Source organism: Trinickia symbiotica, from assembly GCF_002934455.1.
Classification (GTDB): domain Bacteria; phylum Pseudomonadota; class Gammaproteobacteria; order Burkholderiales; family Burkholderiaceae; genus Trinickia; species Trinickia symbiotica.
The window spans coordinates 1-14,446 of sequence record NZ_PTIR01000018.1; the positions used below are offsets into that span (position 1 = coordinate 1).

16 protein-coding genes are annotated in these 14,446 nt (G+C 60.8%); 10 read left to right on the forward strand and 6 right to left on the reverse strand.

The features are described from left to right. Positions 1-365, reverse strand: a 365-nt coding sequence (locus B0G57_RS22480) for a two-partner secretion domain-containing protein (protein WP_146098877.1), incomplete at its 3' end; no start/stop codon positions are given. A gap of 507 nt (positions 366-872) precedes the next feature. On the opposite strand from B0G57_RS22480, the gene B0G57_RS22485 reads away from it, so the two are divergent. The 7 genes from B0G57_RS22485 (at position 873) to B0G57_RS32290 (ending at position 7,280) form a co-directional block, all read left to right on the forward strand. Beyond that, on the forward strand, positions 873-1,355 hold the full coding sequence (locus B0G57_RS22485) for a hypothetical protein (RefSeq protein WP_020566146.1): 483 nt from the start codon (positions 873-875) through the stop codon (positions 1,353-1,355). A 606-nt stretch (positions 1,356-1,961) separates the two neighbouring features. After that, positions 1,962-2,405 (forward strand): hypothetical protein, encoded by a 444-nt coding sequence (locus tag B0G57_RS22490; RefSeq protein WP_104489599.1) that lies wholly within the window; start codon positions 1,962-1,964, stop codon positions 2,403-2,405. Next, complete coding sequence (locus tag B0G57_RS22495; protein ID WP_051090004.1) at positions 2,402-2,674, forward strand: YtcA family lipoprotein; 273 nt, start codon at positions 2,402-2,404, stop codon at positions 2,672-2,674. Before B0G57_RS22490 ends, B0G57_RS22495 begins: the two co-directional genes overlap by 4 nt. Before the next feature lie 44 nt (positions 2,675-2,718). Beyond that, positions 2,719-3,744: a multidrug transporter subunit MdtN gene (mdtN, locus tag B0G57_RS22500; protein WP_020566145.1), complete on the forward strand. Its 1,026-nt coding sequence runs from the start codon at positions 2,719-2,721 to the stop codon at positions 3,742-3,744. 8 nt (positions 3,745-3,752) lie between these two features. Further along, positions 3,753-5,840: an FUSC family protein gene (locus tag B0G57_RS22505; protein WP_051090011.1), complete on the forward strand. Its 2,088-nt coding sequence runs from the start codon at positions 3,753-3,755 to the stop codon at positions 5,838-5,840. Then, positions 5,837-6,694, forward strand: coding sequence for a TolC family protein (locus tag B0G57_RS32285; RefSeq protein ID WP_317615746.1), 858 nt, complete (start codon positions 5,837-5,839; stop codon positions 6,692-6,694). Before B0G57_RS22505 ends, B0G57_RS32285 begins: the two co-directional genes overlap by 4 nt. Next, positions 6,651-7,280, forward strand: a complete 630-nt coding sequence (locus tag B0G57_RS32290) for a TolC family protein (protein WP_317615747.1) — start codon at positions 6,651-6,653, stop codon at positions 7,278-7,280. The genes B0G57_RS32285 and B0G57_RS32290 overlap by 44 nt, the downstream gene beginning before the upstream one ends. A 130-nt stretch (positions 7,281-7,410) precedes the next feature. Here the strand turns inward: B0G57_RS32290 and B0G57_RS22515 are convergent, their stop codons facing one another. From B0G57_RS22515 to B0G57_RS22525, 3 genes are read right to left on the reverse strand one after another with little or no spacing between them, the layout of a single operon-like run. Further along, positions 7,411-8,100: a response regulator transcription factor gene (locus B0G57_RS22515; protein ID WP_018440309.1), complete on the reverse strand. Its 690-nt coding sequence runs from the start codon at positions 8,098-8,100 to the stop codon at positions 7,411-7,413. 32 nt (positions 8,101-8,132) lie between these two features. Then, positions 8,133-8,507: a response regulator transcription factor gene (locus B0G57_RS22520; RefSeq protein ID WP_223258715.1), complete on the reverse strand. Its 375-nt coding sequence runs from the start codon at positions 8,505-8,507 to the stop codon at positions 8,133-8,135. Further along, a complete protein-coding gene (locus B0G57_RS22525) occupies positions 8,504-10,948 on the reverse strand; it encodes a PAS domain-containing protein (RefSeq protein WP_018440307.1) in 2,445 nt (814 codons plus the stop codon). The genes B0G57_RS22520 and B0G57_RS22525 overlap by 4 nt, the downstream gene beginning before the upstream one ends. A 507-nt stretch (positions 10,949-11,455) precedes the next feature. Between B0G57_RS22525 and B0G57_RS22530 the strand changes: the two genes are divergently transcribed. After that, the gene (locus B0G57_RS22530) at positions 11,456-12,406 is read left to right on the forward strand and encodes a LysR family transcriptional regulator (RefSeq protein WP_018440306.1); all 951 of its coding nucleotides are present in this window, start codon (positions 11,456-11,458) and stop codon (positions 12,404-12,406) included. 488 nt (positions 12,407-12,894) lie between these two features. On the opposite strand, the gene B0G57_RS22535 is transcribed toward B0G57_RS22530, so the two are convergent. Beyond that, a complete protein-coding gene (locus B0G57_RS22535) occupies positions 12,895-13,266 on the reverse strand; it encodes a type II toxin-antitoxin system VapC family toxin (RefSeq protein WP_018440305.1) in 372 nt (123 codons plus the stop codon). Then, positions 13,263-13,460, reverse strand: a complete 198-nt coding sequence (locus tag B0G57_RS22540; RefSeq protein ID WP_020566143.1) for a type II toxin-antitoxin system VapB family antitoxin — start codon at positions 13,458-13,460, stop codon at positions 13,263-13,265. The genes B0G57_RS22535 and B0G57_RS22540 overlap by 4 nt, the downstream gene beginning before the upstream one ends. A 172-nt stretch (positions 13,461-13,632) precedes the next feature. On the opposite strand from B0G57_RS22540, the gene B0G57_RS22545 reads away from it, so the two are divergent. Together B0G57_RS22545 and B0G57_RS22550 are read left to right on the forward strand one after the other, a co-directional pair. Continuing rightward, positions 13,633-13,968 carry an ArsR/SmtB family transcription factor gene (locus B0G57_RS22545; RefSeq protein WP_018440303.1) on the forward strand — a complete coding sequence of 112 codons (336 nt, stop codon included), beginning with the start codon at positions 13,633-13,635 and terminating at the stop codon, positions 13,966-13,968. Continuing rightward, positions 13,965-14,444: an ArsI/CadI family heavy metal resistance metalloenzyme gene (locus B0G57_RS22550; RefSeq protein ID WP_018440302.1), complete on the forward strand. Its 480-nt coding sequence runs from the start codon at positions 13,965-13,967 to the stop codon at positions 14,442-14,444. The genes B0G57_RS22545 and B0G57_RS22550 overlap by 4 nt, the downstream gene beginning before the upstream one ends. Positions 14,445-14,446: the final 2 nt, after the last annotated feature.

The window sequence follows — 14,446 nt, forward strand, 5'->3', positions numbered from 1 at the left end:
GGATTGATCAGGTAGACGCTGCCCGTCGCCGAGAGCGTGCCGAGAATCGATGAGGGATCACCACCCGTGACGCGGTTCAGCGTCGCGCCCGTGCCGTTCGTGATGCTGACGTGATTGCCATTGCCGATCGAGAAGCTCGTCCAGTCGATGATGCCGCGACTCGACGTCTGGTTGATCGTAAGCGACGTGGGATTGCCGTTGATCGAGCCCGTACCGGCGACGAACTGCCCGCCGCTCGGCAACGGGCCGGCCGCATGGACGCGTCCAGGCAGGGCGAACGACAAAGCGATGAAGATCGGTGCGAATGCGGGCGGCGCCGCGCGCCGCAAGGGGCGTGACTGTCCTATCCATGCGGCGTGGGCCATCGCGGTCTCCTCTGCCCTTTAGGAGGCGCGAGCCATGCCGGCAGGCGCGAGCGCCCCGCGGGCAATCGATGGGCGCGACGGCATTCATTCTATTAATCGGGTTGAGCGCGTCTACCGCCGCAGCGGCCAAAAAGACTGACTTTCGTGCCATTGTGCGGAGCGTCGGTGATAGGCTTTCCGGCGAACAGGAAGCGGCCGAGCGCAAACAGCGGAAACAGCAAAGGCCAATCTTAAAGCCGTGCTCGCGCAAGCTGAGTGAGCCTGTTGCATGAAGGGGCACCCGCTTCGTCGGACCGATCGCCGCCGGACGGATCGGCCGGGCGCACATGGCGATTCCTGGCGTATAGCGATAGGAAGGAACAATGGTTGCGCGCCTAAGCTTGCCCTATGTTTGTTCTAACGCCGGTCGTTTCGAGGGCGCATCGGTTACCGTTTGCGCGATGTTTGTCGTGCGCATGACGGCGCGATGGCGCCGCACGACCGGACACAGCCGTGAAGGAGGCTCAAATGGCAGACGAAAAGAAAACCACGCAATCGGAAACCGCTGCAGACCAATCCAAGTCGGAACGCGGCGCCGAATCTCGGTGGGAACGATCCCGGTCTGAACGCGGCGCCGATTCCAGGACGGAAGGCGGGAGGAACTACGGATTGCGCGGTGCGGCGGAAACGGCGACCGAGGAATTCAGCGGCCCCATTATCGGTTTCGCGGGTGATACGGTAACGGGCACACTACGCGCCACGGGTGCCATCGCGAACGACGCCGTCGAGGTGGTGCGCGACGTGCTGGTCGGTGCGGTGCACGCCACCGAAGAAGTCGGCGCCGAAACGCTCGGCGCGGTAAGCTCGCTCGGCAATGGCGTGGTGACCACCGCTCGCGACCTGCTTGTTGGCAGCGTAGGCGGAATCCGCGACATTCTTGGCTCCGCATTGCCACTCAGGCGGGGCGCACCGGAAGCCGGTACCGCGCGCGAGGGCGCCGCGAGCCGCTAAAGTCGCTTACGTAACCACGACTTCAGCGCGCATGGCTGGCCGCGCCTGACTTCTACCTCGAGCTTGCGCGTCACGGTTGCGGTCTACCGCACGCAGTGTCGGCGCTCACTTGCACGACCCTTGCGGCGTTGACCGGGCATTATCTTAAGGACTGCCTCGCGGGCGCGCTTATTGACTTTCGCATGGAGCGTCTCGATCGGCCCATGATCAAGCGCGCTCATCGCACTGGCTCGCCGAGACGGCTCCATGCGTGCGACAAACCGACGCCCTAGGGTTCGCCTTGTATGCGGGCGCGGCGCACTGCCTCCTGGAAAGCGGAACAAATGCGGCGGTGACGATATTCGTCGTCAGTACGCCCTGTATTCCGAGCAGCACACCAGCGTTGGGGAGGCGTTGCTCCTGAAATCAACTTTAGGCCGCAAGCGGCGCTGCGCGCCGTTGCACGAGGGTGTGTGAGACCTTCGTATCGGTGGGAAGGAATGCCATCTCATCCTGCGACCAAAGTCTAATTGCGGCTGCGCTGGGTTTACCGTCAAATCGCCTCACACGCCAGAAGCATTCGTGGATGCCAGGAAAACGGCCGGCTTGATCAACTCGAGGAACTACATGGAGCGCTATTCGCAACGCGCCTCGATGGATGCCATCGAATCGGCGCCCAAATCAGAGCGCTTGTTCAAAGCATCTGTCATTGCGGTCTGTGGCTGGGCACTGATTGAGGCGCGGTTGGAACTCGGCGGGTCGATCGATCTCACCTGGCTGCTCGCGGTGGTGGCGTCGAAGATACTGATAGGCGTTATTGGCGCGGCCGCCATCGCCAACGTGCGTTTTGCCCGTCAAGCCTTTACGTTCATCTGCGCAGCGAGCGTATTCGCTATAGCGCCAGCACTTCCTCTTGAGTACGCGCGCTGCGTTGCTATTGGTCTTTTCTCGATGGTTGAGTGCCTTGCCAAAGCAGCATGCGTGGCATCGTTCGCAATCGCGTCCTGGACGGGAGCCAAAGGCAGTGGCTCTCCGATAGCAGGGAGCCGCACGGCCGTCGACCAAAAATGAGCTCATTAAGCGTCTCGAGTTTGGCATCGCTGTCAACGGCCGGTCTGCTACTCAGTGGTTGCTCATTTGCGCCGTCCATCCCGCTGTTCGGCGCAGCCTTTCCGGACTGGTTGTTTTGCGTCGTGGGCGGCGTCACCGCAACCGTCGCGGTCCATCTCGCGCTGACCCGGCGTGGTGCGAACACCGCGCTCGCACCGCATGCGCTCAGCTACCCGGCGCTTTCTGCGCTCTTTGCACTGACTGCGTGGCTGGCATTCTTTTCTCGGTGACGATCGTGGCTCAAACGAATGACAACGCTCGCGCAGCAGGGCGCATGAAAAGACTTCCCGCCGCAGCGATCGTGCTGATTGCCATTGTGTTACTGCTCATCGTCTCGTGGCGGCTCGATCGCGCGCCAAGCACTGATGATGCCTACGTGTACGCCGATACGATCAACGTAGTGCCCGAAGTCAGCGGTCGGATCACCGAGCTTCCGGTTCGGGACAATCAGGCCGTCAAAAAAGGGGACCTGTTGTTGCAGATCGACCCGCGTCCATATCAGGCCGCACTGGATCAGGCTCGAGCCAGGCTCGTTGCGCTCAATCAGCAGATCGTTTTGACGCAACGCACGGTCGACGCCCAGCGGTACAACGCGGATTCCGCGCGTGCGGCCGTCGAACGGGCCCGTGCGGTTGCAAATCAGGCTGCGGACACACTGCACCGTACCGAACCCTTGCTCGCGCAGGGCTATGTCTCCGCCGAGGAAGTCGATCGCGCACGTACCGCGCAGCGCTCCGCGCAAGCGGAGCTTAGCGCGGCGGCACTTCAGGCGCAGCAGGCTAGCGCGGCAGTCAGCGGTGTCGACGCGCTGGTCGCGCAGCGCGCCGAAGTCGAGGCGCAGATTGCCATTGCCGAGTTGAATCTCGAATTCACCGTGGTCCGCGCGCCCTTCGACGGTCGCGTTGTCTCATTACGCACGACAGTCGGGCAGTTCGCTTCGGCGTTGACGCCTGTTTTTACCTTGATCGATACACGGCATTGGTACGTCATCGCCAACTTTCGGGAAACGGAGCTGAAGAATGTGCATGCAGGCTCGCCGTCCATGGTGTACCTGATGAGCGATACTGCCAAGCGCTTCACAGGCGTGGTCGACTCGATCAGCTACGGCGTGCTGCCAGATGACGGTGGAGTGGTGCACGAGGGACTCGCAAGTGTGCAGCGCACGATCAACTGGGTGCATGTGTCGCAACGCTTCCCTGTCAAGATTGCGGTGCGCAATCCCGATCCCGTATTGTTCCGCCTCGGCACCTCCGCGGTCGCAATCCTTAAGCGCGGCGACGCGGTAGCACCGACACGATGAGGATGGCCATGGCGTTGACCGACTATCTCCCGCAGAGCTTGCGGCGATTGGCTTGCTTCCTCTGCGACGAGATCCGCGCTAACCCAGGGCGTGCGAACGTGATGCTGCGTTGCGTGTTGGCAAGCGCGATCGTCATTGCGGTATCCATGACATTGCAGGTGCCTTTTCTCGCGCTCTCGCTGCTCGCCGTGTTCTATGTCACGCAATCGAACGTGGTGATGACCCGTCTTGTTGGCATGGTGTTCATCGTCGGAGTGACGTTGGCCGTCGGCAGTGCGATTCTCGTGCTGAAGCTGACATACGACTACCCGTTGCTGAGAATCCTGCTGTCCGCAGCGTTGTTTGTCTTCAGCGCATACATGATGCGGGTAGCAAAAATCGGCGCCGCTTTCTTCCTCGTCGGCCTGGTCGTCATCTATTTTCAGTCGTTCGTCGACCTGACCGACCACGCGGAAGCACTCGTTCGCATCGCGCTGTGGCTCTGGGTCGCTATCAACTACGCGATTGCGATCACGCTGTTGATCAACTCCTTATTCCTTCCTGCAGAGCCGGTGGGGCAACTTGAAAGCGCGATGCTCGGGCAACTTGCGGCGGTGGATGCAAGGCTCGCACATCTCGAGCGCGGCACGCGTGGCGCGGGCAGGCTGGCCGCGCGGGAAGTTCAAAGTGGAACGCTGACGCTCCAAAGACTGTTGCGATTCGCGACGATGCGCGACCCTGATTACCGCCGGCGCCAGGCGTTTCATCTGGCACGCGTGACAACCGTGTCGCGTCTTTATGCGGCGATGGCGAATCTGCCCGAAAGCGCAGCGGAGGTGCCGACGGGCGTCCTGCGTACGCTTCGCTGCGCGTGCGGGCACCTCGGCCATGTCATCCGGACGAATGAGCGCTTCACTGTCGGAGGGATGCTTGCCAATGTTCCGCACGAAGGTATGCCCGGAGTGTTGCACCGGATGCGGGAAGCGCTTCATGCATTCGCCGTGCGATCGGCCGCGCCTGAGTCGGCCGAGACGACAAGGGAAAACGAGCGCTTTTTTGTCCCCGACGCGTTCTCGAATTCCGTCTACATACAGTTCGCGCTGAAGACGCTGCTTGCGGCGATGGTCGGTTACCTCTTTTACCAGGCGACAGGCTGGCAGGGCGTTCATACAATCATGCTCTCATCACTGATCGTCGCGCAGCCGAGCCTCGGCGCGACGACCCGGCGCTCAATCCTGCGTATAGGCGGCGCGGCGCTCGGCAGCGTGGTTGCGCTTGTGATGGTTGTATGGGTGGTGCCGCGCATCGACGGCATCGTCGGCCTGCTGATGATGTCGTTGCCGGTGATTGCGCTCGGCGCATGGGTAAGCGCGGGATCGGAGCGAATCAGCTATGCCGGCACGCAACTAATGTTCACGTTCGCGCTCGCATTGCTTGATCAGTTCGGGCCGACGACGAACCTTAGCGAGATCCGGGATCGAATGGTCGGCATTCTCCTCGGAGTGGCCATATCCGTCGTCGTTCATGCGTCGCTATGGCCGGAGGCCGAAGGTGAGGCGCTCCGTCAATGTGTCGCGCGTCTGCTGCGCGGAATTGCGGCACGGTTGAGACAGCAGGGCGACGCAAGTACGACGCCGACGGCGCTCTGGGCTGAGAGTGCAGATTGTGAGGCGATGGCCGCCCGGGTTGCACTGGAGCCCACTTGGCAATTGGGCGAAGGGCAGCAGGAAGTCTTCCAGCTTTACGTTCAGACGATGCTTGCACAATTACGCGAGATCCTTCTCGCAGTGGAAATATTCGACGCGGAAATTCGAGCGCAGCCAGTTGGAGAGCGTCGCGCGCGTCGCTCCGCGCTGATATGGGCTGAAACGGCCGGTGTATCGCTCGAAGCTTACGCCAGCGATCTCATCGAGCGCCCGCAAGCAGTTCGCGCACCGGCTCCCGTTGCTTTCGATTTGCTAGCGACAAATCGGAGCGTCGACTCGGGGGAGTCCAGCACGGATGCAGCGAAGGGCGCGTCTGAGAGTTTGGTCGTGTGCGCCAGGCGCCTGATCGAGCAAGTGTCAACGCTGCCTGCTTGGAGTGTTGGTTCGAGGCGTATTGGCACTATCGAATGAGCAAGGCAACCATGATTGCTTCTTCCGATCCGCTTTCGCGTCGCTGGCTGCCCTGTGGTGTAATGGTCGCACTGACGTGCGCGCTGTCGGCCTGTGCGCTGATCCAGCACGATCGAAAGCCGTATTCCACGATCTCGGTGGAGCAAATCCGCGTCGCCGACGACATCCATCTCGAACGAGACGGCTGGCCGGCAAAGCAGTGGTGGAGCGTGTACGGAGACCCGCAGCTCAATTCGCTGATTGCCCGCGCACTGGCCTCCGCGCCTACGATCGTCGTAGCGCGAACGCGCGTCGCGCAGGCGAAATCGGACATCGATCTGGTGCGCGCCGGGACGAATCTGCAGCTCACGGCAATCGCCGCCGTGGATCGAGAACGTGTGTCGTCGAACGGCTTCCTGGGTGCATATTCGACAGGCCAGCCAGCGATCGGTGCGACGGGGCCGTGGTACACGGAGGGCATCGTAGGGCTCGGCGGGAGCCTGGACGTCGATATCTGGGGCAAGCAGCGCGCGGAGGTAGCGGCCTCAATCGGCGTGCACAACGCGCGGCTAGCGGAAGTCGCCGCGATTGAGCTCGAGCTGTCGGCAGACGTTGCTCAACTCTATTACGGCATTCGACGTGGATGCGCACGCCGCTCGTGCCGCACGCGGCCTCGAACGGATTACGCAGACCGAGCTCGCTCGCGCGCAAATGCTGGCAACGAAGCGTCAAATCGCTGCGGCACGCGCCAGCATCACGCAATTTCGCGAATCGTTGCGCGCGCTGCTCGGCGCAGGACCGGACGACCTTGTCGACATCAAGGCTGTACCGTTGCCGTCGCCGCAGGCCGCGTTGCCAACTACGCTGTCATATGAACTACTGGCACGTCGCCCCGACCTCCAAGCCATGCGCTGGTATGTCCAGTCGTCGTTCGACCGGATCGATGCTGCAAAAGCCGCCTTCTATCCGAGCTTCGACATCAAGGCGTTTTTCGGCGTCAACGCACTGCATCTTGCAGACCTCTTTACCCATGCCAGCCAGCAGATCAACCTGATTCCTGGCCTGTATCTGCCGGTCTTCGATGGCGGCCGGCTCAACGTCAACCTGAGCGGCGCGCGTACGGCTAGCAACGCTCTCATCACGCAGTACAACCAAGCCGTGCTGAACGCCGTGCGCGATGTGGCGGTGACGGGTAGCAGACTTCAAGACCTCGACGAAGAAGCCGAGCTGCAAGCACAGAAGATCAATGCGGTGTCGGTCGCCCAGGCGAGCGCGCAAGCGCGCTACGAAAGGGGCGTCGCCAGCAAGCTGACGGCGATGGACGCCCGTCAGCCTGTGTTGCTCGAACGCATCTCCATGCTGGAAGTCGACGGGCAGCGCCTGAGTCAGGACATCGCAATGTCAAAGGCGCTCGGCGGCGGGTATCGCGATGATGCGCCTGTTGAGCTGAGGGTAAGGTGACGTGTATCGTCGACGACGACTAACAAGACAACCGGTGGCGTTTCCGCTGGCGACAATCTCAATTCACGTTCGAGCGCATGGGCTGCTGGCCTTCCGAAGCCCATTCGCAGGCATCTGGATGAATCATCGCTCAAGCTGACTGGAGCGGTGGTGTCGTAGGCACGTATGCAGCGCGAAGTCTCGCAGCCATGGTCACGAGATCGGCAAGCGAGCGGGCGTTCATTTTGCGCATGACCTGCCCGCGGTGCGCTTTCACCGTGATTTCGCTGATGCCAAGCTCGCTTCCTACCTGCTTGTTTAGAAGGCCGGAAACCACGAGCGCCATGACCTCGCGCTCCCGTCGACTCAGTGAGGCGTAGCGATCATGGATAGCCTGGACCTCGGCTGACTCGCTCAATGCCACGCGACTTCGCTCGATGGCCTGCCGGATTGCTTCGAGCAGAACTTCATCATCGAAAGGCTTGGTAAAAAATTCCACAGCTCCGGCCTTCATGGCGCGCACAGTCATTGGTACGTCGCCGTAACCGGTGATGAAGATAATCGGCATTTCAGCGCGCTCTGAGGCGATGAGGTTCTGCAGGTCGAGGCCGCTGAGATCGGGAAGGCTGACGTCCAGCACGAGGCAGCTCGGGACCCTTGCGCGTGGGTGTTCGAGAAAGTCGTGCGCGCAGGCGAACGTTTCCGCCCTTAGACCGGCGAAGCGGATCATCGACTCGAGCGACTCGCGCACCGAGACATCATCGTCGACGACAAGTACGACCGGTATCGGGTTTGCCGACAGCGATTCGGTTTTAGGTACAACTGCATGGGCGGACGTCATCAGCCACTCCGATCATAGGCATCGTGATAGATTCAGTTGTCACTGAGCGCTGTCTGGACCGCGACGAGCAGCGCCGTGTCACTGAATGGTTTGAAGAGCAATTCGACGGCACCGCGTGTGAGCATGCGGGGGCGCAGGTCTTCGTCCCCGTGCGCTGTGATGAAAACGATCGGGACGGTCCGGTGGCACCGCTGCAACTCCACCTGCAGATCTGCGCCGGACATGCCAGGCATTGCGATATCCAGAATCAGGCAGTTCGCTTCGTCGACACAGCCAGATGCCAGAAACTCCTCTGCCGATGAGAACGCTCGCGCGGCAAACCCGAGCTCGCGCAACAGGTCGGGCAGCGATTCGCGCACCGACTCGTCATCATCGACGACTGCGATAAGCGAGCGATCTGCCATCATGGGGTTCTCATTGCCGACGCGGCGTTCGCGCGCGCGGGTTGGCGCGCCGTTCCGGACGGCGTGGCGATCGGCATGCCTTGCCCGCGGTACGGAATTGAGAATGAAAACGTGGCGCCAAAGTTGTCGTTAGCATTCGCCCATAGGAGGCCACCATGGCTCTCGATGATGCGGCGACACACGGAGAGGCCGACACCCATGCCGTCTCTCTTAGTCGTATAGAACGCATTGAAGAGCTTGCCGGCGCGCTCGGGGTCAAAGCCTACTCCGGTATCGGTTACGGCGAGTCGCAAATGGTCGCCATCGCCCCGATCGATCTTGAGCAGTATCTGCCGCGGGCGGTCCTCGACCCCCTCCATCGACTCTATGGCATTCAGAAGCAGATTCAATACAACCTGCTGGAGCTGCACTCGATCGCCTGTGACCGGCGGCAGGTCGCTGGCAGCTTCCAGCCGCAGGAAGATTCGTTTTCTGTGAATTTCACACCGCAGCAACTCGATGACCTCGCAAGCGGCTACGCGCAGATCGATAGCATCAGTTATGACGACTTCCTTTTTAAACAGCGCGCGCAGCCGTGTAATGACCTCCGAGGCGCGCTGCCCATCGCGAATCGTGCGTCGTACGGTTCCTAGCGCCCCTTCGATATTGGGCGGCTCTGCACTCAGCATGCGCATACCCGTGCTGGCATTCGTCATGACGCCCGCCAGCGGCTGATTGATTTCGTGCGCGATCGACGCTGTGAGCGCCCCCAAGCTGTTGACGCGACTCAGGTGGGCTAATTCGGCGCGCAGAGCGAGAAGTGCTTCCTCGGATTGCCGACGCTCCGTCATATCCTGCACGGCTCCAATGTACTCGAGCGAGCCCTGTGCATCGTGTGTAGCGTGAGCTTGTACGTGCATGTACTTGACGGAGCCATCGGGCAGCAGCAACCGGTGATCGAGCTCGACGTCCTTGCCGTCCTTCGCCTGCTCGATCATTTCACGCACTAAATGGAGGTCAGCAGGGTGGATGCGCGCCAGAATCATATCCATCGTAATCGGCACCCCTGCGTTGATCTCGAAGATGCGATAGAACTCATCCGACGAGATGATGGAGCCGGTCGTCGGGCGCCAGCAAAAGCTCCCGCTCGAGCTAAGCCGCTCCACCTTGGCCATCAGTGCCGCGCTTTTCCGTAACTGCTCGCCCGCCCGCTTGCGCGCATCGGTGCTCCGTGCGCGTTCGATGGCGATGCCCGCGATGCGCCCGAACTGTCCGATCAAGTCGTACTGGAAAGCAGAGGGATCCCCGGGTTCCGATTGAAAGATGGTGAATGTTCCCAGGACCTCATTGGCGCGCGAAAGGATCGGCGTTGCCCAGCATGATCGCAGTCCATGCGCAAGCATGCGTTGCCGCCACATTGGCGCCCAACGTAAATCCGAGGCGACGTCGGGCACGACCACGAGCGTTTTGAGGGACGCCGCCATCGTGCAAGGGTATGACTCGGGGGAGTCGCTGCTGTCACCAACGGATCGACGGTAGCTAGAAGGGAGGCCGGGCGATACTACGTGCCGGAGCGCCGTATCGTGGCCATCTATGAACGAAATTCTGCAGAGGCACCCGTTTGAGACGTCTTCGAGGAGCTGGCATAGCTCTTCTAGCACCGTGAACAACGGCTGCCCTAGCGCCACCATTTCGAGCAAACGCTTTTCCGCTGCAAGTAGTGCTTCGGTCCGCTTTCGGTCCTCGATATCCGTCTGCAGGAAATACCAAAGGACGATCCGGCCCTCATCGTCACGCAACGGAAAGCCCTGCACGCGAAACCATCGGTAGACGCCGTCTGCACGGCGATGGCGCGACTCCGCGTCATAAGGCTTTCCCGTGCTTATCGATGCACGAAACCGGGCAATGACCAATTCTCTATCGTCCGGATGGGTCAGGCCGTTCGTCGTCCAGGCCTTCAGATCGTCGAGCGTTACGCCCGCGTAGTCGAGCGTATAGCGGTTGGCGTGCAAAACGTCGCCCTCGGGCGTAAAGAGGACGACGCGGGTGGGGAGGCCATCGACGATCAGTTCGAAGCGTTGCTGTTGCGCCCGCAGCGCATTCTCGGCCTGCTTGTGGTCCTCGATGTCCGCGTTGATTCCGCACCATTTAACAATGGTGCCGGAGTTGTCGGTGATCGGGCTTGCGCGGCAAAGAAACCAGCGATAGGTGCCGTCAAAGCGACGCATACGCGCTTCGACCGCACCCGGCTGCCCCGAAGCAAGGCTGGCCCGCCAGAATTCAAGCAGCTCGGGTCGGTCCTCGGGGTGGAAGGCGCTTTGCCAACCCTCGCCCGACGCTTGTTCCACGGAAAGCCCCGTATATTCGCACCACCGTCGGTTGACGAACTCGATGCGACCGTCGGGAAAGGCGGTCCATACCAGGCCGGGGAGCGCATCCACCGTGCGACTCAGTTCGTTTTTCATCGCGGTCCGCTCCTGCGGCGCTACATCACGCAACAACAATCGTCCCTCGCGGACGGATAGTCAAGATACCTTGGTATCGGTCCTTGTCGATCGCTGACGGCCGCTCCCCACTCGTGGCATCGGCACGTCGGCACCGCTTATTTCCGCCGATACGAAAGTATCGCCAACACCATCGTCCAATGGAGCGCGTACCACGCTCAGCGTAACTTGCATCCGGCGGCACAACCTTCGGGAGCCTTCCTTGAAAAGCGAGCACGGCACTTCGTTATCGCGGTGGCAGCCTGCGGCGCGTGCGCGCCGCCAACGTTCGCGGAGTAAATGCTCCCTACGTGGCCGGATCGAGCGAATCTTGCTCGACCCCTGGGCGCCGCGCCGCGTGCGCAAAAACGCCGCGACTTCCCGATGTGTTTTCGGGTTGAGCGAGCGTCGTTTTTTCACGACCTGTCGGCCCAAGTCGTGCCGATGAGTGGGCATTCGACGGACGTATTCTTTTGTCAGGGATGAGGAATGGACACTCTTCAATGCATGCGCATCTTCGAAAAGGTCGCGACCGGCAGAGGCTTCGCGCTGGCGGCCAGAGGGCTCGACTTGAACGTGGCCGCCGTTTCGCGCGCCATCGCCCAACTGGAAACGCATCTGGGTAGCCGGTTGCTGAACAGGACGACGAGGCGCGTCGCCCTGACGGAGGCTGGCGAGCGCTACTTGCGTCGATGCCAGGAGGTTCTCTTGAACATCGATGACGCGGAAGCCGAAGCGCGATCGGCGACAGCCTATCCGACCGGGCTGCTGCGCGTTCACGCGCTTTCGAGCTTCGGCCATCAGCTCGTGGTGCCGGCCATCCTGGAATATCAACTGCGGTTTTCGTCGCTGAGAGTCGAAGTCACGATGGCGGGAGCGATCCCTGACATGCTCGAGCAGCGCTACGACGCATCGATCGTCGTCGCCCCTGAACTACCGAGTTCTAGGTTGGTGAGTCTAAGGCTCGGAAGCATTGGTGGCGTGGTGTGCGCTTCCCCGCAGTATTTGGCGACCCACGGCGTGCCGAAAACGCCGGAAGACCTGCGCAGCCATCAATGCTTGCAATTAGCCACGCCCATATTTCCCTTCGACCAATGGATATTCAAAGGCGAAGGGAAGCGGTATGTGGTGAATGTCAATTCGGCTCGCATGACGGTCAACGCGATGGAAGCGCTGGAGCCGGCGGTCACGAGGGGACTCGGCATCGCCATGCTGCCGGTTGGCGTGGCGCTGCCGGGTTTGCGCTCGGGTGCATTGATACGGATTCTTCGCGAGTATGAGGTACAGCCCGTGAACGTTTATGTGCTGTATCACTCGCGTCGTTTTCTCGACGCAAAAATTCGGACGTTCATTGACCTGCTTCGCGAAGAAGTGCCGTCGATGCTGGCCGCGGATGAACGTGCGCTGACAACGCTCGAAGCTCGTGAGGTCATGAGCTGAATGCAAGGTCCGATTACGATGAAACAGTGGGGCCACGGGGCCTGTGAACTGAAAGATGGCGCCGCGGGGTACGTGCTCCGCAACAGTCGCACGAACGCTTTCCTTCTCAACAACGAACTTCCATCGAGCGGCGCATAGCTTGCACCGCTCAGCAGCGACAGTACTCGAGGCGTCTGCCGCCGCGAGCTCTCTCTCAAAGGTTCTCGGCGCCGTTCATCATCGTCCAGCTCTCGGGTTTTTCCTAGGTACGGATTCGAGCATCTTCAATTGACAAAAATATCAGTAGTACCAATTTCTGAATTGAAGGAGGGCGCCGAGCAGCCGATTTGCGCTAAAAGGTGTTGACTTATTGAGGTAGCGGGGCGCTGGTGCCCCGCCATGTCCCCGGGGGGATAAACGACAAAGACGGTTGATGTTGCTGGTTCGATACCCGCAAAGGTCAGCTTGTGGGTAGCTCACAACCGCTCGGGCGTGGTCGTGAGCTGAATTCAGTGGTCCAGAACCGCGTTCAACGCAAGCTCGTCGGCGATTTTTTTTAGCCTCTTGTCCCGCGTCCAAATCGTCACGCCAGGCTGTAGCTTCGTGGATGCGAGCAACGACGCATCGACGTAGCCGATCCCCCGGCTAAACAGCTGCTGTTGCTCAATCAGATAGAAGACTTCATCCGGCGTAGCCACGGGCACGCGCGGCAGATCGTTCAAAGCTCGAAGCACGGTAGAGCGGTCGCGCAAACTGCCTAGCGAAATTTCGCCAATTACATATGGATGGATCCGGACACGGTCGTGAAGCAGAAGGTCGACCATCATCGGCTCTGAATGATCGAGGTGATCGCTCCACACAGAAGTGTCGACGAGGATCATTCAAGCTCCTGCCGGCGGCGCGGCGCAGCAGTGATGCCCGGTTGACTGCCGCCCAAGGCAGCGAGCCTGCGCGCGGCTTCGCGCTCGATAAGCGCTTTCAACGCTTCGCGCACAAGAGCGGATTTCTCGCTCAATCCGGTGTAGTCCTGGGCACGAGAGATCAAATCATCGTCCAAAGCAATTGTGGTTCGCATATAACCTCCGTCAGTAAGGCACGATATTAGCATCGTTTGATGCCTAGATCTGTGCAATCTGCTGGCTCTTGGTCTCGGCATCGATTCTGGCATTCGCGTCGGGAAACCTCCGGCGTTTGCGCTGCGCAAGCGGTCTGCTTGCTTCATTCGATATTTCGACTATTATAGAAGAATGGAGGTGAACCAAACCATTGTCGCCCTTGCGGCACTCGCGCACGAATCCCGGCTCGCCGTTTTCCGCGCTTTGGTGCAGGCGGGACCGCAGGGGTTGCCTGCGGGCCAGATTGCCACGCTGCTGGACGTGCCCCCGTCGTCACTCTCGTTCCATTTGAAGGAACTGGCCCACGCGCAGCTAGTGACCAGTCGCCAGGAAGGCCGTTTTATCTTTTACTGCGCAAATTTCCCAACGATGAACGGCCTGCTCGCTTACCTCACGGAGAACTGCTGTGGTGGCAACCCCTGCTCGCCGACAGCTTCCTGTTCAACGTCCAAGGAGCGTCGATCATGAAACGCTTTCACGTTCACGTTAGCGTCGCCAATCTGTCGGACAGCATTCGCTTTTATTCCGCGTTGTTCGCCGCCGAGCCGACTGTGGTTAAGGACGACTACGCTAAGTGGATGCTCGAGGACCCGCGCATCAATTTCGCGATCTCGCAGCGCGGCGCGAGCCCAGGGCTCGATCATCTCGGCGTGCAGGTCGAGAATGAAACAGAGCTTGCGGAGATGCATGAGCGCCTCAGTGGCGCTGCCTTGCCCGTCGATGCACAAGTCGGAGCAGCGTGCTGCTATGCGCGCTCCGACAAATACTGGACGATCGATCCGCAAGGACTTGCGTGGGAGACCTATCAAACGCTCGCCGAGGTCCCGACCTTTGGGGAATCCCGTGGTGCGCCAGCGATCGAGCCGAATACCGATGTTTCTGCTCGGTGTTCGCCCACCCGGGGCAAAGCGATTGGCGTGCCGGTGAACTCCACCTGTTGCTGAGG